17 protein-coding genes are annotated in these 17,993 nt (G+C 40.6%); 12 read left to right on the top strand and 5 right to left on the bottom strand.

Annotation, left to right across the window (positions count from 1 at the left end):
• Positions 1-316: 316 nt before the first annotated feature.
• Complete coding sequence (locus IPM47_11745) at positions 317-964, bottom strand: hypothetical protein (GenBank protein ID QQS27570.1); 648 nt, start codon at positions 962-964, stop codon at positions 317-319.
• Positions 965-1,238: 274 nt separating this feature from the next.
• Between IPM47_11745 and IPM47_11750 the strand changes: the two genes are divergently transcribed.
• The 8 genes from IPM47_11750 to IPM47_11785 all read left to right on the top strand — a co-directional run bounded on the left by IPM47_11750 (position 1,239) and on the right by IPM47_11785 (position 8,888).
• Entirely contained in the window at positions 1,239-1,400 is a 162-nt protein-coding gene (locus IPM47_11750) for a hypothetical protein (GenBank protein QQS27571.1), read from the top strand.
• Positions 1,401-1,691: 291 nt separating this feature from the next.
• A complete protein-coding gene (locus IPM47_11755; GenBank protein QQS27572.1) occupies positions 1,692-2,792 on the top strand; it encodes a DUF1887 family protein in 1,101 nt (366 codons plus the stop codon).
• A 188-nt stretch (positions 2,793-2,980) separates the two neighbouring features.
• Positions 2,981-4,480, top strand: a complete 1,500-nt coding sequence (gene crtI / locus IPM47_11760; GenBank protein ID QQS27573.1) for a phytoene desaturase — start codon at positions 2,981-2,983, stop codon at positions 4,478-4,480.
• 97 nt (positions 4,481-4,577) lie between these two features.
• Entirely contained in the window at positions 4,578-5,414 is an 837-nt protein-coding gene (locus IPM47_11765) for a phytoene/squalene synthase family protein (GenBank protein ID QQS27574.1), read from the top strand.
• Positions 5,415-5,723: 309 nt separating this feature from the next.
• The gene (locus IPM47_11770) at positions 5,724-6,425 is read left to right on the top strand and encodes a lycopene cyclase domain-containing protein (protein ID QQS27575.1); all 702 of its coding nucleotides are present in this window, start codon (positions 5,724-5,726) and stop codon (positions 6,423-6,425) included.
• Positions 6,426-6,437: 12 nt separating this feature from the next.
• Positions 6,438-7,061: a DUF4433 domain-containing protein gene (locus IPM47_11775; GenBank protein ID QQS27576.1), complete on the top strand. Its 624-nt coding sequence runs from the start codon at positions 6,438-6,440 to the stop codon at positions 7,059-7,061.
• 3 nt (positions 7,062-7,064) lie between these two features.
• Positions 7,065-8,099, top strand: a complete 1,035-nt coding sequence (locus IPM47_11780) for a macro domain-containing protein (GenBank protein QQS27577.1) — start codon at positions 7,065-7,067, stop codon at positions 8,097-8,099.
• Positions 8,100-8,234: 135 nt separating this feature from the next.
• Positions 8,235-8,888 (top strand): fatty acid desaturase, encoded by a 654-nt coding sequence (locus tag IPM47_11785; GenBank protein ID QQS31455.1) that lies wholly within the window; start codon positions 8,235-8,237, stop codon positions 8,886-8,888.
• Positions 8,889-8,897: 9 nt separating this feature from the next.
• On the opposite strand, the gene IPM47_11790 is transcribed toward IPM47_11785, so the two are convergent.
• Together IPM47_11790 and IPM47_11795 are read right to left on the bottom strand one after the other, a co-directional pair.
• Positions 8,898-9,245: a four helix bundle protein gene (locus IPM47_11790; GenBank protein ID QQS27578.1), complete on the bottom strand. Its 348-nt coding sequence runs from the start codon at positions 9,243-9,245 to the stop codon at positions 8,898-8,900.
• A gap of 83 nt (positions 9,246-9,328) precedes the next feature.
• Complete coding sequence (locus IPM47_11795; GenBank protein QQS27579.1) at positions 9,329-10,150, bottom strand: esterase family protein; 822 nt, start codon at positions 10,148-10,150, stop codon at positions 9,329-9,331.
• Between the two features lie 119 nt (positions 10,151-10,269).
• Here IPM47_11795 and IPM47_11800 point away from each other — a divergent pair, with 119 nt between their 5' ends.
• The 4 genes from IPM47_11800 (at position 10,270) to corA (ending at position 15,997) form a co-directional block, all read left to right on the top strand.
• Complete coding sequence (locus IPM47_11800) at positions 10,270-10,977, top strand: esterase family protein (protein QQS27580.1); 708 nt, start codon at positions 10,270-10,272, stop codon at positions 10,975-10,977.
• Positions 10,978-11,068: 91 nt separating this feature from the next.
• On the top strand, positions 11,069-12,154 hold the full coding sequence (locus IPM47_11805; protein ID QQS27581.1) for a hypothetical protein: 1,086 nt from the start codon (positions 11,069-11,071) through the stop codon (positions 12,152-12,154).
• Positions 12,155-12,421: 267 nt separating this feature from the next.
• Positions 12,422-14,896: an FHA domain-containing protein gene (locus IPM47_11810; protein QQS27582.1), complete on the top strand. Its 2,475-nt coding sequence runs from the start codon at positions 12,422-12,424 to the stop codon at positions 14,894-14,896.
• 81 nt (positions 14,897-14,977) lie between these two features.
• The gene (gene corA, locus IPM47_11815; GenBank protein QQS27583.1) at positions 14,978-15,997 is read left to right on the top strand and encodes a magnesium/cobalt transporter CorA; all 1,020 of its coding nucleotides are present in this window, start codon (positions 14,978-14,980) and stop codon (positions 15,995-15,997) included.
• A gap of 134 nt (positions 15,998-16,131) precedes the next feature.
• Here corA and IPM47_11820 read toward each other — a convergent pair whose 3' ends face one another.
• Both IPM47_11820 and IPM47_11825 read right to left on the bottom strand, forming a co-directional pair.
• Complete coding sequence (locus tag IPM47_11820; GenBank protein QQS27584.1) at positions 16,132-17,193, bottom strand: MBL fold metallo-hydrolase; 1,062 nt, start codon at positions 17,191-17,193, stop codon at positions 16,132-16,134.
• Positions 17,194-17,841: a DedA family protein gene (locus tag IPM47_11825; protein QQS27585.1), complete on the bottom strand. Its 648-nt coding sequence runs from the start codon at positions 17,839-17,841 to the stop codon at positions 17,194-17,196.
• Positions 17,842-17,993: the final 152 nt, after the last annotated feature.

Raw genomic sequence — 17,993 nt, forward strand, 5'->3', positions numbered from 1 at the left:
AAGGCATGCCCCGTAGAGACAAGGCATGCCCCGTAGAGACAAGGCATGCCCCGTAGAGACAAGGCATGCCCCGTAGAGACAAGGCATGCCTTGTCTCTACATGTTTAATTTTAACAGTCAAGCCAATCCTTGTCTGAATTTGAACCTGATTTAGGGGTAAATCCCGGGCATCAAACACCCCTGGAAGAAAAAAACCGGCAAACCGGAAAATAGAAGTTTGAAACCAAACAGCCGTTAAAAAAGAAAAGTGGCACTATCTTAACAAAGACAGTACCACTTACTACTCAGGAAGTACAGGGGTTAAACAATAAGCCGGTTAGGGCACTATGCGGGTTGCAACATCACTATAAGCAGACTCAGCACCGCCGGAGCCGATAGCCATTACTTTTACCCAAACGGTTCTGCCCGGAAGTAGGGTTAAAATAATATTAACCGTACTGGTAACAATGATCGGCTCGTTGGCTGTCCATGCGTCGGGAGCGCTGATGTCGTAAGTATAGATAATTTTGTAGGTTTTGGCTCTGAAAACAGCATCAAACAATAGCTGAAGTTTGCCGGTCAGTTTTTTGTATTCGTTTAAACGAACATTTTGCGGTTGATCTAAAACCAATGGAGTTGTTGTCGGAGGAGCTTGCAAATCAAATCCTGCGCTGCTTGCCAAAGACGGGTTGTTGTTGGAACGAACCAACGCCTGAACATAATTGGCTTCGGCCTGAATCAAATCTTTGGCTTCCAGCAACTTCATTTCCATAAGTTCTTTCTTTTCCTGAAGTTGTTCTTCTAATGAATTGATTTCATTTTTAAGATCAACAATTTCGTCGCGGATGTCTGTTAATTCGGACAACGGTGGTGAGGGCGTGGTGAAGTTAGGATTACTCGTCATTTGAGTAATGATTAACGTCAACTTGTCAATGACCAAATTTGCGGTCAACTTTACTAATCCAATGATTACATTTAGGGACATGGCAATTAAAATTTTAAAAAGTTAAACAATTAAAAAAACCTTTGAAGGTTACTTCCTGAATTGTGGATACAAATATAAAACAAGTATTTTTACCAACCAAATATTTTTGCAAAAAAGACAAATATTTTTTTGAACAATGCTTAAACCCTTTACCAGTATATATAAAATGAATTAGTACCGGTGTATATCGGGTTGCACTTTGCTACATAATTTGGTATTTTCGGATTTGCGATTGGTATCATTCAATTGCCGGTTGGTGGCATTTAAAATTTAAATGGCAGCAACCGGTTTTCAATTGACAGCAGTTAATTTTATGGAGGGCAGCAACCGGTTTTTAAATGGAAGCAACCGGCTTTTGAATGGAAGAACTCAGTTCCTGAATGGTGTCATTCAGCAGTTAAATGATAGTCTTCATCTTTTAATTGGTAGCAGTTAAATTCAATTCCGGTAGCAATCATCAGTTAAATGTTAGCAATTACCTTTTAAATGATGGCATCTTCAAAGTCAATTTGGCAGGTTTTTACATTTTTCCACAATTTTGAAAGGTTAACTTAAGCAATCTTTTATTCAACAAATGCCTTTAAACCCTAAAAGCTAACCCATAAAATATGCCCTCACCTGCTTCCCAACTGATATTTGCCAAATTTCGATTTGCATTTTAAACCGACATTAAATTTATTATTATTTTTACAACAAATTCAACCGTTTCAGACTTAACAACAGCAATATGCCTACTACTTTAGTCTCTCTTGTTTCCGAACAGACATTTATCAATATCATTTTTATCAAGGAAATGCCGCCTGCCGACAGGTATATTTTTATCACTACCGACATTATGGAGAAAAAGGGTGTTGCCGATTGGATTATCGGGGTTTGCAATATAAATTATAACATTGTCAGTAAAATTTCGGTAGATGCTAATTCGATGGAGCAGATTTTTGAAAGGTTGAACGAGTATCGGTTATTAGCGCCTGAGCAGAATTATGTTATCAATCTGACCGGCGGTAATAAAATTATGTCCATTACCGTCTATGAGTTTTTCCGGAACATGAATGTAAAGATGTATTATAAGCCCATTGAGCACAACGGCTACTTACAGTGCTTTCCTTTGGTAAATTCGGGCATTGTTCCTTTCAACACCTGCCTAAATCTTAAAGAATACCTCAATGGCTATGGCATCAGAATCGCCAATCCTACAAGAATAAACCACCCCTTGATGACTGCCGAATTTACCAAAAACATTTTTGACAATCAACTCCTTGATATTAACCATATCCATCAGCTTATCAAATATAAACAAGAGTATGAGCGTTTTCCAAACAAGAGACTGACTTCTTTGTCCCTGAATGATCCGCCCAAAGAAGTGCCCGGCATTGTAGGTTTTATCAAAACCACATTGGGGTTTCCTTTAGAAAATCCAAACAGGCTCAATGAAAGGGAAATTTTTTACCTGATAGGTGGTTGGTTTGAAGAATATATTTATCACTTCGTAAAACAATTATATCATCTTGACAATGAACACATTGGCCTCAATGTATTGATCGAAAAAAACGGTGTGCCAAACGAACTCGATGTAGTGTTTGTCAAAGACAACGATTTACATATTATCGAATGTAAGTTAAAGTTAACCAAATTAACCTTTGAATCGGCACTCTATAAATTGGTAACTGTTCAAAGAGGAACAGCATATAGCCTGACTTCTAAAGCATATATCGCCAGTTCAAAAAGCTATCGCAACCGATTTGGAGAGTTTTACAAACAAAGCAACGACAGAGCTAAACTGAATAAAGTTACCATCATAGACCCGTTAAATTTAGACGAATTATAGCACCTGCTTTTCAGATGTTGGGCGATGGCAGTAGAAATTCTGAAACCTGCCTTTCCCGTATGTTTGGTGGAATTGAATTTTTGGATGGTAAAACTTGTACTTTTTTTGCTTTTTTGTTTATCTTTTTTTTAAAAAAACTAAACAAAATTGATGGCACTGATGTTTAGGATGGGAATAAACGCAAAACAGTGAATAAAAAAGCATTGATAATAGGCACAGGCCTTGGAGGATTGGCCACTGCACTCCGGTTGAGTTCGCAGGGTTTCGAAGTGGAGATGGTCGAAAAGCATCATCAGGCAGGCGGACGGCTCAACCAAATGACCAAAGACGGGTTTACCTTTGACATCGGCCCCTCGTTTTTCAGCATGAGCTACGAGTTTGAGGAGCTTTTCAGGGATTGCAAGCTCCCCAACCCCCTCGAACTGAACGAACTCAATCCGGTTTACTCGGTCTGGTTTTCCAATCGCAAACAACCTTTTTTGATTCACAAAGACCTGCACAAATTAGCCGAAGAATTTAAAGACATTGAACCCGATTTTGAAGCAAAAGCAAAGGCTTATTTAGCAAAGGCAAAATCGGTCTTTCACGATACCGAATACCGCATCATCAAAAAGAACTTTAACGGATTGGTGTCTTATGCCCTTGGGCTGATGACCGTTCCGCTCAAACATAGTCCGATGTTGTTCAGAACGATGTGGCGGGAACTGGAGCGCAGCTTTACCTCCGAAGAAGTGAAGGTTATTTTTTCATTGGTGGCGTTTTTCCTTGGGTCAACCCCTTTCGACACCCCCGCCGTATATAGTCTGCTCAACTATACGGAGCTGCAGCATGACGGATACTGGACGGTACAAGGCGGAATGTATAAAATCGTCGAAACACTGGTCGAAACGCTGCGCAAAAAAGGCGTTCAATTTCATTTTAATACCGAAATTATCTCCCCCAACGTGCAAAACGGCAAGTTAACCGGATTTACCGACCAAAACGGCAAACAATGGCAGGCCGATGTGTATGTGAGCAATTCCGATGCCGCCTTTTTCAGAGGTAAAGTGTTAGGCCGTTCCACTTTTTCCGAAACAAAGCTCGACAAAATGCAATGGACACTTGCCCCGCTGACCATATATCTTGGGGTAAAAGGAACGATTGACCGTTTGCAGCATCACAACTATTTTTTAGGGGATAACTTCAAACAATATGCCGATACCATTTTCAAAACTTCGGTCAGTCCCGACAAGCCTTATTATTATGTAAACGTCAGCTCGAAAACCACGCCCGAATGTGCACCGAAAGGTTGCGAAAACATCTTTATTTTATGCCCCGTGCCCGATTTGAGATTTAAACCCGACTGGAGCGACAGCGGGCAGTTGGCCGATAATATTATCGCCGACCTGTCTGCACGCACCGGTTTTGATATAGCCGCCAACACCATCACCCGGACAGTTTATACCCCGGAAGACTGGCGCGACAAATTCAACCTCTACAAAGGAAGCGGGTTAGGACTTGCCCACGGGTTGAATCAGGTAGCCGGCTTAAGACCTAACAATGTGGATGAAAAATTCGGTAACCTGTTTTATGTAGGAGCGTCCACGGTGCCGGGCACCGGGCTGCCCATTGTACTCATCAGTTCCAAATTAGTAACGGAACGAATTACCGGAAATTCCATCCCTCCAAAAGTTAACCCGATAAAGTAAGCGTAAAAAAGGGTAAAAAAACAAACGATATCATAACCATACAACTTTTTAAAATCAGAACATTTTAGTCCCCACAAACTAATACATACCATTAAATATGATGTCATTATATAGCCGAACCTCCACCGATTGCAGCCGCATCGTAACTCATAACTACAGTACGTCTTTTACGATGGGCATTAAGGTTTTTGACAAAAAATTTCAAGATCCCATTTATGCCATTTATGGGTATGTCCGATTGGCAGATGAAATTGTTGATACTTTTCTCGACAAGGACACTGCTGTTTTGCTCAGCGAATTTCGGGATGAAACCCTAAAAGCATTGGAACGCAAAATCAGCACCAATCCCATCATTCATGCCTTTCAGGAAGTAGTACATACTTATGGAATCGAATGGTCGTTGATTGATGCTTTTTTGAAAAGTATGGAAATGGACCTTCAGCCAACTACCTACGACACCGGACTGTTTGACAACTATATTTACGGTTCTGCCGAAACCGTAGGGTTAATGTGTTTGCGGGTTTTTTGTGAGGGAGATGCACAGCGATACGAGCAACTCCGCGAACCGGCTCGCCGGTTGGGGGCAGCCTTTCAAAAAGTAAACTTTCTGCGTGACATGAAAAGCGATTTTGAAGAGCGGGGCAGGGTTTATTTTCCCAACATTGATTTTACCTGTTTTGACAACGAAAGTAAAAAAATCATCGAACAAGACATTAAAGCCGATTTTGATGCCGCTTATAAAGGTATTTTGAAGTTGCCCAAAGGTTCGCAGTTCGGGGTTTACACCGCCTATAAATACTACCTCAATTTGTTTCACAAAATTACCCATGCAAGCCCCCAAAAAGTACTCGAAGAGCGCATAAGAGTAGCTAATCCGCAAAAAATGATTATCTTGGTCAAATCAATCTTGCGCTATCAGCTTAATTTTTTGTAAACCCATTAAGTGAAAAGTTAAAAGTGAAAAACAAAAAAGTGAAAAGTGAAAAACTAAAAGTGAAAAGTGAAAAACTAAAAGTGAAAAGTGATAACTGAGAAATGATTCGTTAATAACCCTGATATGGCGAAACTGAGAATAAGTGTAATCTTTTAACAATAGAAATGGGTGTAGCTCTTTAAAACTTGTGAGCATTGACCATAGTCAATTAACTATTTATTATTGAAAATTAATCATTGACCATTCACCACTAACCATTGACCATTGACAATTAACCATTGACCAATTATCATTAACAATTAACCATTATTGAAACCCTACACCTATTTCCTGCTTCATCTGTTTACCATTTCCTTCCCATTAGCCCGGAGTTTCGAGCCTCGGATTCGTTTTGTCGAAAAATGGAGATATCTGTTTCCTGCCACCTTGTTTGCCGCCTTAATATTCATCGGTTGGGACATTGTTTTTACCCGTTTGGGCGTATGGAGTTTCAACCCTGACTATTTAACAGGTTTGAAAATTTCTGTGCTTCCTGTCGAAGAGTGGCTGTTCTTTTTCACCGTACCCTATGCCTGTATGTTTATTTATGAGGTAATTCGTTATTTTTTTCCTGATTTCACCAACCGCATACCTGCTCGCACCATTTCGATAATGTTGATCGTAATTTTGTTGGTTGCAGTGATTTTGAATTTTGGAAAACTTTATACCACAGTTTGCTTTTCGGTAGCTATTTTGTTGTTGTTGATGCAATTGATGGTGGTAAAAGGAAAGTATATGGGACGTTTTTATCTGACCTATTTCGTCAGCCTGATTCCCTTTTTATTGGTCAATGGGGTGTTGACCGCTTTGCCGGTGGTGTCCTATCATCCCGACCATATCATCGGGTTCCGGATTTATACCATTCCCATTGAAGATACTGTTTACAACCTGTCGTTATTGTTGATGGTGGTTAGTATTTATGAATATCTGTTGAATAAAACCATTTATCGTTCATCGCTTTCATCGTTTTAATACTAATTTTAAATGCCTGAATTGAACAAAACGTATTTGTATAGAATGACCCATATTGAGAATCTCCCGCATGTTCTTCGATTTGGAATCACTCATACTGCATCTGTCAATTCAAACCCTGAGTTTGTACCAATCGGTGATAGTAATATAATTGCAACCCGCAACAATTTTATATTGAACAATGGCAGACGTTTGGGCGATTATATCCCGTTTTATTTTGGGACAAGAACTCCAATGTTGTATGTTGTACAGAATGGTTTCAATATGGTCGTTCCAACTCCTCCGGAAAACATCGTATATTGCGTCAGTTCGGTTCAAAAAATCATTGATTTGCAATTGGATTATGTATTTACCGATGGGCACGCCATAGATGGCTTTACCACTCAATACAGTACGGCAGAAATTCAAAGCATAGAAACAATAATTGATTGGAAAGCAGTAAGGGCCAGATACTGGAGAAGTGATATTGATTTGGATTTGAAACGAAGAAAAGAAGCAGAGTTTTTAGTTTTAGGCGATATTTCAATAGATGCTATTTTAGGATTTTTAGTGTTCAATGAAAGTGCAAAGCACAAAGCAATAACTTATGGAGCTAATGCCGACAATGTTTTAATCAAGCCTGAATTTTACTTTTAAGTTATGATACACTACAAAATTGGAAATTTGTTAGACAGTGAAGCAGAAGCACTGGTAAACACTGTAAACACGGTTGGAGTGATGGGTAAAGGCATAGCTTTGCAGTTTAAGAACCTATTTCCCGACAATTTCAAGTTGTATGTTTTAGCGTGTAAAAGCAAAGAGTTAAAAACAGGACAACTTTTGGTAACAGAAACTGAATCTTTATTGACCGGCAAAAAAATTATCATAAATTTTCCGACGAAAACCGATTGGCGATTACCTTCGGAATATAGATACATTGAAGATGGCTTGGTCGAACTGGCGAAAGTAATAAAAGAAAGAAACATAAAATCTATTGCCATTCCGCCTTTAGGTTCGGGCAACGGAGGATTAGATTGGAACAAAGTGAAAAAGTTGTTGGTAAATCATTTGGAAGATGTGGATTGTGAAATTTTTATTTACGAACCGAATGTGTCAATACAAGAGGTATTGAAAAAAGAACGGGTAAAACTCACTCCTGCGAGGGCAATGCTTTTATCTGTTTTGTACGAATTGGTACGTAACGGGGAATTTGTTTCTGAGTTTGCTTCAGAAAAAATTGCTTACTTTTTGCAAAGGTTTGGTGCAAAAGAGGCTTTCAAATTAGTGTTCCAACCCAATTTTTATGGACCTTATTCCGGAAAAGTGAAGCACGTTTTGTATTATCTGAATGGCAGTTACATTATGGGCTATAATGCAAAAGACAAAAAGCCATTTGAAGAGCTAAGTATCATTCCTGATGCAGAAACAGAAGTACAGGATTTTTTAGAACAATCTGAGAACATAGGATACAAGTTTGTAGCTGAGAAAACCAAAAACTTCCTAACCGGATTTTATTCTCCTTTTGGTTTGGAATTACTTTCAACAGTTGATTTCATTATTAGAGAAAAAAATGTCAGAACAAAAGAAGCCATCATCAAAGAGTTAGAAAATTGGAGTAATAGAAAGAAAACATTGTTTACAAACCCTGATTTTATTCAAGTTGCAATAAAAAAGATTCAATCTCATTTTGATTAAACAAGGGAATATGCCTTTCGGCGTGATTTTAAGCATTTAGTTTTTTTAAACAACTAACAGTAAAAGCAACATATTTTATTTGTGAACCGGAACACCTTAGCCAAACAATCCCGAACTGGCATCTACTTAGCGGCGATGCTTATTGCGACATGGTTCGCAGCGATGGGATTTGCCTTTACGGTCAATGCAAACGTTTTCTCAGTCGGTACTTGGTTATTGATTTTGTTGCTCACTCATTTATACACAGGGCTGTTCATCACCGCACATGATGCCATTCATGGCACGGTGTCGCGAAACAAAAAAGTCAATCTATGGATCGGGCGATTGTGTACTACCTTATTTATGTTCAATTCCTTTACCCTTCTCGCCCGGAAACACCACGAGCACCACAAGTTTGCAGGCACCGAAAAAGATCCGGATTTTCACCCGCCCCATGTCGTATTGTGGTATCTGAAGTTCATGAAAGAATACCTGAGTATCAGACAAATTATCCTGGCAGCCATTACCTTTAATCTGTTAAAACTAATTGTTCCCACCGGTTCACTTTTGGTATTCTGGATACTGCCTTCGGTACTTAGTACCATTCAGCTATTTGTATTCGGCACGTACCTGCCCCATCGAGGTGAGCATCAAAACCCCCACAACGCCCGAAGCCAGCCCAATAATCATTTTTTGGCTTTTATATCCTGCTATTTTTTCGGCTATCACTACGAACACCACGACTCACCCCAAACGCCATGGTGGATGTTGTATAAAGTGAAAAGTGAAAAACTAAAAACTAAAAGTTAATACTTGGGTTTATTTTTTTAAAGTTTTTAAAGTCGAAACCAACATAGCTATTATCTCCTTACAATCGGATTGTAAACTAACAAATGATTTTTCATCTATGTAATTAGTATCTTTTAAAATTGAGAGCCAGTATTCTGTTTCATTGGCTTCTTTAAGGGAAACACTCATCTTATTGATAAAATCAGGTTTACTTTGTCCAAACTCTGCTTCCCTAATTAACGCCCCTACAGAAGTACCGCTTTTTAATATCTGTTTGCTTATAACAAACTCTTTTTTTTCTGTTTGTAAAAATTGTGACAACTTCACTATTCGAATAGCAAATACATAACTTTTATCTTTCAATATTGATTTATTCACCGTTTTTCACTTTTAGTTTTTCATTGTTCACTTTTCACTTCCCTCTTTTCACTTTTAGTTTTTCACTTTTAGTTTTTCACTTTTCACTTCTTCCCCCCAAACGCCCATACCAAAAACTCGGGCATTGCCTTTGACCAGGTAGCCATATCGTGTTTGCCGTCCGGCATTTCGTAGTAAGCAAAATCATAAAACGGACGAAATCCCTGATAGACCAACTCGACACATAAATCTAAAATATCGTCAATCACATCAATCACGCCGTTGTTGTTGCGATCTTCCGATTCGTCAGACAAGCCGGACTGAAACCAGAATCTGAGTTCAGGTTTTACTTTGGTAGTTCTCACCACCTCGTGCATAATGCGGTGATTGTCTGGGTCGGCAATATCAACCGGTTCGTACCTCCACCAAAAAGCACCGGAAAACACGCCGACTTGTTTAAACACGGCAGAATGATGCCATGTAATATCAAAAGCAGACAATCCCCCGAGAGAAAATCCGGTAAAAGTATTGAGCGGATGATTTAACCGGACCGGATAATGTTCCGACAAATAGGGCAGGAGTTCGTCAATGATAAACTTAGTATAGTTCGAAGCGAGATTGCCGCGGTTTTTGTAATCAGACCGGGAAGCCACGCCATACTCGTGTTTACGGTTGGCGGCATAGATACAAACAGCAAGTGGGGGAGTGATGCTGCCGTTGTTGACCAAATGATTGAGATGAGCAGGCAATTTAACCGAATCAATATCCTGACCATCATTGACAAGCAATAGCGGATAATGCAAAGGGCTTGTCAAGTCATTTCCGGGAACTAATATATCGAGAACAACATAGCGGGATAAAGCGTCAGACCAAAAATCAATAATTTTAATCAGGCTATAAGTGCGGTTATATTTCCGGTTATCCATCAAAAAAGTATAAAACTTTGGTTAAAAGGCAATAATTTTGCCCTCGGTTTTTCGAATTGGGCAAATATAGAGCCAAGATTGACTGATTCATAATTTAACCTTGACAAAACATTTTTTTAATGAAAGAACAACATGTAAAATGGTATTCGTCCAATTTGAGTAAGGATATTGAAATGCTCACATTTGGTGAACAGGGCTTTCCTGTTATTTTGTTTCCAACCTCAATGGGAAGCTATTTTGAAAACAAGGACTTTAAATTAATAGAATCGGCAAAATGGTTTTTAGAAAATGGTTTGGTTAAAATATATTGCCCCGACGGGATTGACAAACTGAGCTGGTACAACCGGAAAATCAGTCCTTCGGAAAGGGTAAAAAACCATGTATGGTACGACATGATGCTCTACCACGAATTAGCACCACGCGCCGCCTACGAAACCGGAATTCACCGGATTGCCACAGCAGGTTGCAGTTTCGGCGGTTATCATGCCACCAACTTTGCCTTTCGTCATCCCGACCGCGTAAAATATGTATTTAACATGAGTGCTGCTTTTGACATAAAATCGCATTTGGACGGATTTTATGATGAAAACGTCTATTTCAACAATCCCGTTGACTTTTTACCCAATGCAAGCGACCCTCAAATGAAGGATATGTTTGTTGTCCTTGGTACCGGTGAATACGACATTTGTTTGGATGCAAATGTGAAAATGGCACAACTCTTAGGCAAAAAGGGTATCCCTAACTGGTTAGATATTCGTCCCAAAGCACAACACGACTGGCCAATCTGGAGAGAGATGTTCCCCCATTACCTTTCTCTCATCAAATAATCCAAACCTCAAAGCTGCAAATTGTCCGGCATGAATTGAAAAGCCGGTGCTGTATATCCTAATTTTATTATCACAATTTAAAATCTGAAATATGAAAAAGATAGGAATTTTATTCGGAATAGAAGATACTTTCCCCTGGGCTTTTATGGAGGAGGTAAACAATATGAGGTTAAACGACATTACCGCCGTACCGGTGGATGTGGATATCGTTTCCCAGGCAGAACCCACCGAATATGCCGTCATCATTGACCGCATCTCACAGGATGTTCCCTTTTACAGAGGATATCTGAAAAATGCAGCCATATCAGGTGCTGCCGTCATTAACAATCCTTTTTGGTGGAGTGCCGATGAAAAATTTTTCAACAACGCATTAGCCGAAAAAATTGGAGTTCCCGTTCCAAAAACGGTATTGCTTCCTTCCAATGTCCGCCCGCCCGACACACAGGACAAATCATTCAGAAATCTGGCGTTCCCGCTTAGCTGGGAAAAAATATTTAACCATATCGGATTCCCCGCCTATATGAAACCATTCTCCGGCGGCGGATGGAAAAGCGTGTATAAAGTCCGCAACAGCGACGATTTTTTTCATACTTACAACCAAACCGGTCAGTTGGTGATGATGTTGCAGGAAGAAATCGTGTTTACCGAATACTACCGTTGCTATTGTTTGGGAGGTAAATATGTGCGGATTATGCAGTATGACCCCCTCCAACCCCACGAACACCGCTACGTTAAGGAGAAAGGGAAAGAAGATGCCAAATTGTTAAAAACCATTCACGACTATGTGCTGCGGTTAAACCATTATTTGGGTTACGATTTTAACACCGTCGAAATGGCTGTGCGTAATGGCATTCCTTATGCGATTGACTTCTGCAATCCTGCACCTGATGCCGATGTCAATTCAGTTGGTCAGGAAAACTACGATTGGGTGATCAAACATGCCGCAAAAATGGCAGTCGAACGCGCGCAAGCCCATAAACCCGGCGTTGACAACCTGACCTGGGGTTTGTTTGTCAAACATGCCGCTCAGGGATTGAGCGTTACCGGAGCAGCCGAAACAACCCAAAAAGCCCAACCCGCAGTAGAAAGTACAACCCCTGCTGCCGAAACTAAGGACATTGCTCCACCTGCTACGGTAGAGCCGGCCAAAACCGCCAAAAAGACCCGCAAGAAATAGAATGTAAAACAATACGTTCCAATACTCAGCCTCTTAACCACCGTTTCCCCCGATTACGATAAAACAGGGAACAAACGTTAAGAGGCTGTTTGTATTTAAAAACAGTCGTTGGTAAAAGCAGCCCGATTGTTAACCTTTAATCCGTTAAAAACTGAATCCCAATACCTAAAACAAGCAACTGCCGCAAGAAAGCGACTCGTTGTTTAGACAAAGCCCGATAGTGTGTGAAAGACTTAAAATGTCTTATGTTAACTTGAAGGGGTAAAAATGTGGCGAAACTCCTTGAAAAGCCCTAATATTGCAGACAATTTACGGAAACACACCACTACTCAGCAGCTATACATGGAACAAAAAATTGCCCGCCTACTGTTGTTTAAAGACCAACAGGTCATCAGACGTATTGCTGTAAAAACGGAATTTAAAGGCAGCATCACCATTGGAAGACAAGGATTTGGCGCGGTAATAGACCTTCCGGGTTCTTACATTTCCCGAAAACAAGCCGAAATCATACTGTCAGAAGACAACCGGTTGCTCATCAGAGATTTGGGCAGCACCGGAGGAACGTTTGTCAACGGGGAAAGAATTGATGAGGTCATCCTGAAAAATGGGGATGAAATTGTTTTTTCGACTGCCAACGATGGATATAAGTTAGTCATCGAATTGTTAACCCCTGAAACCGGAATCGAACCCGTTTCTGCCACAGGAAATATAACAGGTACAACCAAAAAGCCGGCATTGCCCAAGGGCATGACCGTTAGCGGACGCGATACTTCAGATATTGCCAAACTATTGGAAAACAAAGCCGAAATAACCATTGGTCGTGCCTCCGATGCCGATATTTGCCTGCCTCAGCTCACCATTACCCGCAAACATGCGGTGATAAAGAAATATCAAAACGGAAAAATAACCATTACCGACCTCGAATCGAAAAACGGCACCTTTGTCAACGGCAAACGGATTACCTACGAAACCGACCTTACCCCTAATGACGATATATTTATCGGAAACTATAAGTTCCGACTCACCAAACCTGCCGAAGACATCCGCAAACAAAACGCCATTGTGGCCGATGCCTTAACCCGGAAAGTAAACAGAGGCAACACCGTCATATTGCACGATGTCAAGTTCCGAATTCCTTCACAGGAATTTGTCGCTGTTATGGGTCCTTCCGGATGTGGAAAGTCAACACTGCTCAGAGCTTTGAACGGCGATGCACCGGCCACTACCGGAAAGGTAACCATTCACGGACTCGACCTCTACAACAACTACGACTACCTGAAGCGAATGATTGGCTATGTGCCGCAGGACGACATAGTTCACCATGAACTTAGCGTAGAGCAATCTTTGTTTTATGCTGCCAAACTGCGGCTTTCCGGCGATGTGAGTGCCGAAGATATCCGCCAAAAAATAACAGAGGTTCTGACAAACCTGAACATCAACGACCCGGAAATAAGAAACAGAAGGGTAGGAGAACTATCCGGCGGACAAAGGAAAAGAGTCTCCATTGCAGTTGAACTGCTGACCGATCCGTCAATCTTATTCTTAGACGAACCGACTTCACCCCTCGACCCGGAAACTATTGAGGATTTCTTGTTGTGTGTAAAAAGCCTGACACAGAAAGGCACCACCGTGTTGATGGTAACACACAAACCGGACGATTTGTATTATGTGGACAAGGTGATATTTTTGTCCAAAGGAGGTTACCTGACCTATTATGGTTCAAAAGAAAATTATCTCGATTATTTTGAGGCAAAAAACGTTATTGAGGTGTACGCCAAAAACGGCACACAAGAACAAGGAATGATTTGGGCAGGAAAACTCCGGGGCATGTATCCCTTGTCCGGTGAGGTTCATCGTCCTAATAATGACGTGGATAAAGTCAGGGATGAGTCGTTTTTCAAACAACTGTTCTGGCTAACGGTTCGATATTTTAACATACGGACAAACGACCGGCTCAACACCACCATTTTATTGGCACAAGCCCTGGTGATAGCAGGCTTGGTAGCATTGATTTTTAAGGAACTGGAATTGAGTGTTCTGTTTTTGATGTCTATTTCTGCAATATGGTTTGGCACCAACAATGCCGCAAAAGAAATAGTGGGAGAATTGCCGGTTTACCGGCGCGAGCGCATGTTTAACCTCAAAATAATGCCTTACATCTTCTCAAAAGTATTTGTCTTGAGTTGCTTTTCAATTTTGCAGGTCTTGGCTTTTGTTGCAATTGTGTATGTTGCGGTAGGAAACAATGCCCTGCATTTAAACCATTATTGGGGATATGTCGGCGTGATGTTTTATCTGACTTTTTCGGCAACGCTGTTGGGATTGCTCGTTTCGGCATTGGTCAACAATCAGGAAAAGGTAATGACCATTATCCCTATTGTGTTAATTCCACAAATCATCTTGTCGGGAGTAATTACCGCAATTCCCGAAGAAACTCCGGCAGAAGTCGTCAGTTACGGAATGTTGTCGCGATGGGGCACAGAAAGTTTTGCCTATGTGCAGGACTCAATTCGCAGCTATATGGCCGACCCTCAAAATCCATCGGAGTTAGTTTACCAAACGGTGGATGCGGTAGATTTTTTAAACCTTCCCAAAGCCTATATCCACGAGGTAATCGGTTGTTTGCCCGATTCGCTGTTGCTCCCAAGGGGTTTGGATGCCAATTTGTGGATAATAACCGTCATCAACCTGTTTGTTTTTATTGCCCTGTTTGTTGCGATGAAGCGAAAAGACAGTGTATAAATGACGGTATAAGTCAAAATAAATCTATGCCATAGCAGATGTATCAGATTTATGTCGTTGTTTGAAGAAAACAATTTATTTTTGAACCTTTCTGATTACCAAATAGCACCTAAAGCTTTGTTGCGCCTCATTCAATACGACCAAAACCATGTAACTTCATTTGAAAGCAGTGAAGTGATGGATATTATTCGCAAAATTGATGATTCCCGAATCAATTGGATTGATGTGGAAGCTGTCGAGGCAGAACAAATTATTGATGGATTAGCCAATTGTTTCAACCTTCACCAAATGTTGGTGGACGATATTCTCATTCACGAACATCTGCCAAAGCTCGAATTGTTTGATAACCATTTGTTTTTAACGCTACGAATGTTTTTTCAGAAAAACGGCAATTCCAAAATTGAAGAAGAACAACTGAGTATTGTTTTGGGCGATAACTATGTACTCTCCTTTCAGTCGGGGGTTGAGGGCGATGTTTTCGATTCGGTAAGAGAGCGATTAAAAACCGGTAAATCAAATTTCAAAAACCTTAAAGCCGATTACCTCTTTTATCACCTCATTGATGCCGTAGTAGTTGAGTATGTTAAAATTCTCGAAAACCTTAGGGATCAAATCGAAGATCTCGAAGACCAGATTTTAACCCAACGTCAAACCGATGAGGCACTTGTAGGTAAGATACTGACCCTTCGAAAGCAAGTATCGTTTGTCCGAAAATATACGGTGCCATTAAAAGACATCATATCTAAAATCAAAGCATCTCCTCCACGCTTTATCCAATCTGCTTCTGTCACTTACCTTCAAGATGTCAGCGATCAATTGTTTATGCTCAACACCAATTTCGAAACCTTTCGCGAAATGCTGAAAGATTTGATGGAACTCTATTTGTCTTATCTGAGCCATAATATGAACAATGTGATGAAAACATTGACCATTGTCGCAACGGTGTTTATTCCACTGACTTTTCTTGCGGGAGTTTACGGCATGAATTTCGACAATATGCCCGAACTTCGGTGGAAATACGGGTACTTTATGGTATGGGGAATTATGATTTTTATCGGGGTGTCCATGTTATGGTATATGAACAAAAAACATTGGTATTAACCCACCTCCGATTGGAAAGGTTACACTTAAATTCCGGCTTCTGAAACATAAAAACCGGAACCTCATTCCTGAAAACCGGATGCAATCAGTAACAGATAAAAACCGGATAACAATGACAGCAATGCTCAAAAGTGTTAATGCTCCTCAAAGAGGTAAACAGACTGAAAAGCATCTAATAATTGCAAAGCGATGCTGTCTTTTGCCGTTTGACGGATTAAAAAATCCAAAGCACCTTCAACTTTATCCGGAAATGGATTAAAAGTAAGGGGTACTCGCAGCGGCTTAAAGAAATTATCCCAGTGTACAGGAATGACCAAACGAGGTTTAACAGCCATCACTGTTTGTTGGTAATAGGCTTGTTCAAATTCCTTACCATTTGGATGTAACAGGCCAATACCCAAAAACAAGACATCAACAGGTAAAGTATCGAGCGCATTTGGTACAAAATTAGCACTTGCTTTGACCAGCAAACGATTGTTGCCGTGCTCAATATACAAATCGTAACTTCCTCCTTCTTCAAAAGCATTTGCTTTTGCAGGCTGTTTAAGCGGTTGAGTAATAAAACGGGGTTCATCGGACTGAAATCCCAAAAACTGTGCGGTTTTTTGTGCCGGTGAATGTTTGCTTAGGAGTGGGGTAATTCTGAACTTTCCCAGCCAAAAAGGTTGATTGGCTTGGTAAAGCAACATTTTATCTTCCTGCAAACCAGCACCTCGCCCGATTTGTAAAGATGAGGCAGACCCAATCAACAAAGCATCTGAAAACTTGGAAAAATAGGGCGCATCCAACGCATGATCGTAATGTGAATGGCAGGTAACAACCCCCGAAAGCCCGGATAACCGGTGCTGAGCAATGATTGTTTTAACCAATCCCGTATCCGACTCTACCTTGCCAAAAAATACTTTGTGCATTGGCGGACGGGTTACAAAACCATCAATCAACACCTGGGTTTCTCCATCGTCTAACAACATTGAAGAAACACCCCAGAAGGTTACTTTAACCGAGCCTTCAGAAATTAACGTATCAGCTATATGTGGAGCAAAATAAGAACGATACAACGCAATATCCGGTGAAGACCGGACAAAAAACATTATCCCCGCAATTGTAGCCGCTACCGGAAAAACAGCAAAAAAGCCGGTCCAAAACCCCACCCGAAAGGTTCTTTTTGTGGGCACTAAAATGGTAGAAAAAGACATTTACCGCAACCTTTTTTGCAAACGCATTTTAATGGCAGCATAGATAGCCGGAACGATGGTGATGCCAATTATGCCTAAAACCACCAAAGTAAAATTCTCCTTAACAAAGGGCAGTCTTCCAAACCAGTACCCCCCCAAAGTAAAAGGCACTACCCAAAGCACAGCCCCCAGCAAATTATAATAGGTAAATTTGCGAAAATCCATCAAGCCAATGCCCGCAACAAAGGGAACAAAAGTTCGGAAAATGGGTAAAAACCGCCCGATAACCACTGCCTTTGCCCCATGTTTGACGTAGAACTCCTGCGTTTTAATCAGATACTCTTTTTTGATGAACCGTATCTTTTCGGCGGTAAATATGCGCTCACTCATTTGTCGCCCTATGCTGTAATTGACCATATTACCCAAAAAAGCAGCTATCAGGACCAAGATCAACACCAACCATACATTGATAGCCCCCATTGCTGCAATTGCGCCTACGGCAAAAAGCAATGAATCGCCGGGTAAGAATGGAGTAATAACAAAACCGGTTTCGGCAAAAATGATGAGAAATAGAATGATATAAGTAAGCGTGCCATATTGATCAATAATAGACTCTAAATGTTGGTCAATATGCAATACGAAATCAATAAGATACTGGATAAATTCCATGAAATAAATTACGGAAGATTTGTTGATGAGCTGAGTTGAGAACGATAACCTGAACAACGGGTATGTTGAGGTTATATTTGAATATTTGAATCAAATTGACTGTCGTTGAGGACTAAATTCAAAATGTTAAACCGGACTATCTTACTTGCTAT

The sequence above is a fragment of the Sphingobacteriales bacterium genome, assembly GCA_016700115.1.
Lineage (GTDB): Bacteria > Bacteroidota > Bacteroidia > Chitinophagales > UBA2359 > UBA2359.

What these genes read in the sequence shown, in the direction of transcription:
- IPM47_11745 (QQS27570.1), bottom strand. Translation starts at nt 964, where the DNA reads ATGTCCCTAAATGTAATCATTGGATTAGTAAAGTTGACCGCAAATTTG.
- IPM47_11750 (QQS27571.1), top strand. Translation starts at nt 1,239, where the DNA reads ATGGCAGCAACCGGTTTTCAATTGACAGCAGTTAATTTTATGGAGGGC.
- IPM47_11755 (QQS27572.1), top strand. Translation starts at nt 1,692, where the DNA reads ATGCCTACTACTTTAGTCTCTCTTGTTTCCGAACAGACATTTATCAAT.
- IPM47_11765 (QQS27574.1), top strand. Translation starts at nt 4,578, where the DNA reads ATGATGTCATTATATAGCCGAACCTCCACCGATTGCAGCCGCATCGTA.
- IPM47_11775 (QQS27576.1), top strand. Translation starts at nt 6,438, where the DNA reads ATGCCTGAATTGAACAAAACGTATTTGTATAGAATGACCCATATTGAG.
- IPM47_11780 (QQS27577.1), top strand. Translation starts at nt 7,065, where the DNA reads ATGATACACTACAAAATTGGAAATTTGTTAGACAGTGAAGCAGAAGCA.
- IPM47_11785 (QQS31455.1), top strand. Translation starts at nt 8,235, where the DNA reads ATGCTTATTGCGACATGGTTCGCAGCGATGGGATTTGCCTTTACGGTC.
- IPM47_11795 (QQS27579.1), bottom strand. Translation starts at nt 10,150, where the DNA reads ATGGATAACCGGAAATATAACCGCACTTATAGCCTGATTAAAATTATT.
- IPM47_11800 (QQS27580.1), top strand. Translation starts at nt 10,270, where the DNA reads ATGAAAGAACAACATGTAAAATGGTATTCGTCCAATTTGAGTAAGGAT.
- IPM47_11805 (QQS27581.1), top strand. Translation starts at nt 11,069, where the DNA reads ATGAAAAAGATAGGAATTTTATTCGGAATAGAAGATACTTTCCCCTGG.
- IPM47_11810 (QQS27582.1), top strand. Translation starts at nt 12,422, where the DNA reads ATGTGGCGAAACTCCTTGAAAAGCCCTAATATTGCAGACAATTTACGG.
- IPM47_11820 (QQS27584.1), bottom strand. Translation starts at nt 17,193, where the DNA reads ATGTCTTTTTCTACCATTTTAGTGCCCACAAAAAGAACCTTTCGGGTG.
- IPM47_11825 (QQS27585.1), bottom strand. Translation starts at nt 17,841, where the DNA reads ATGGAATTTATCCAGTATCTTATTGATTTCGTATTGCATATTGACCAA.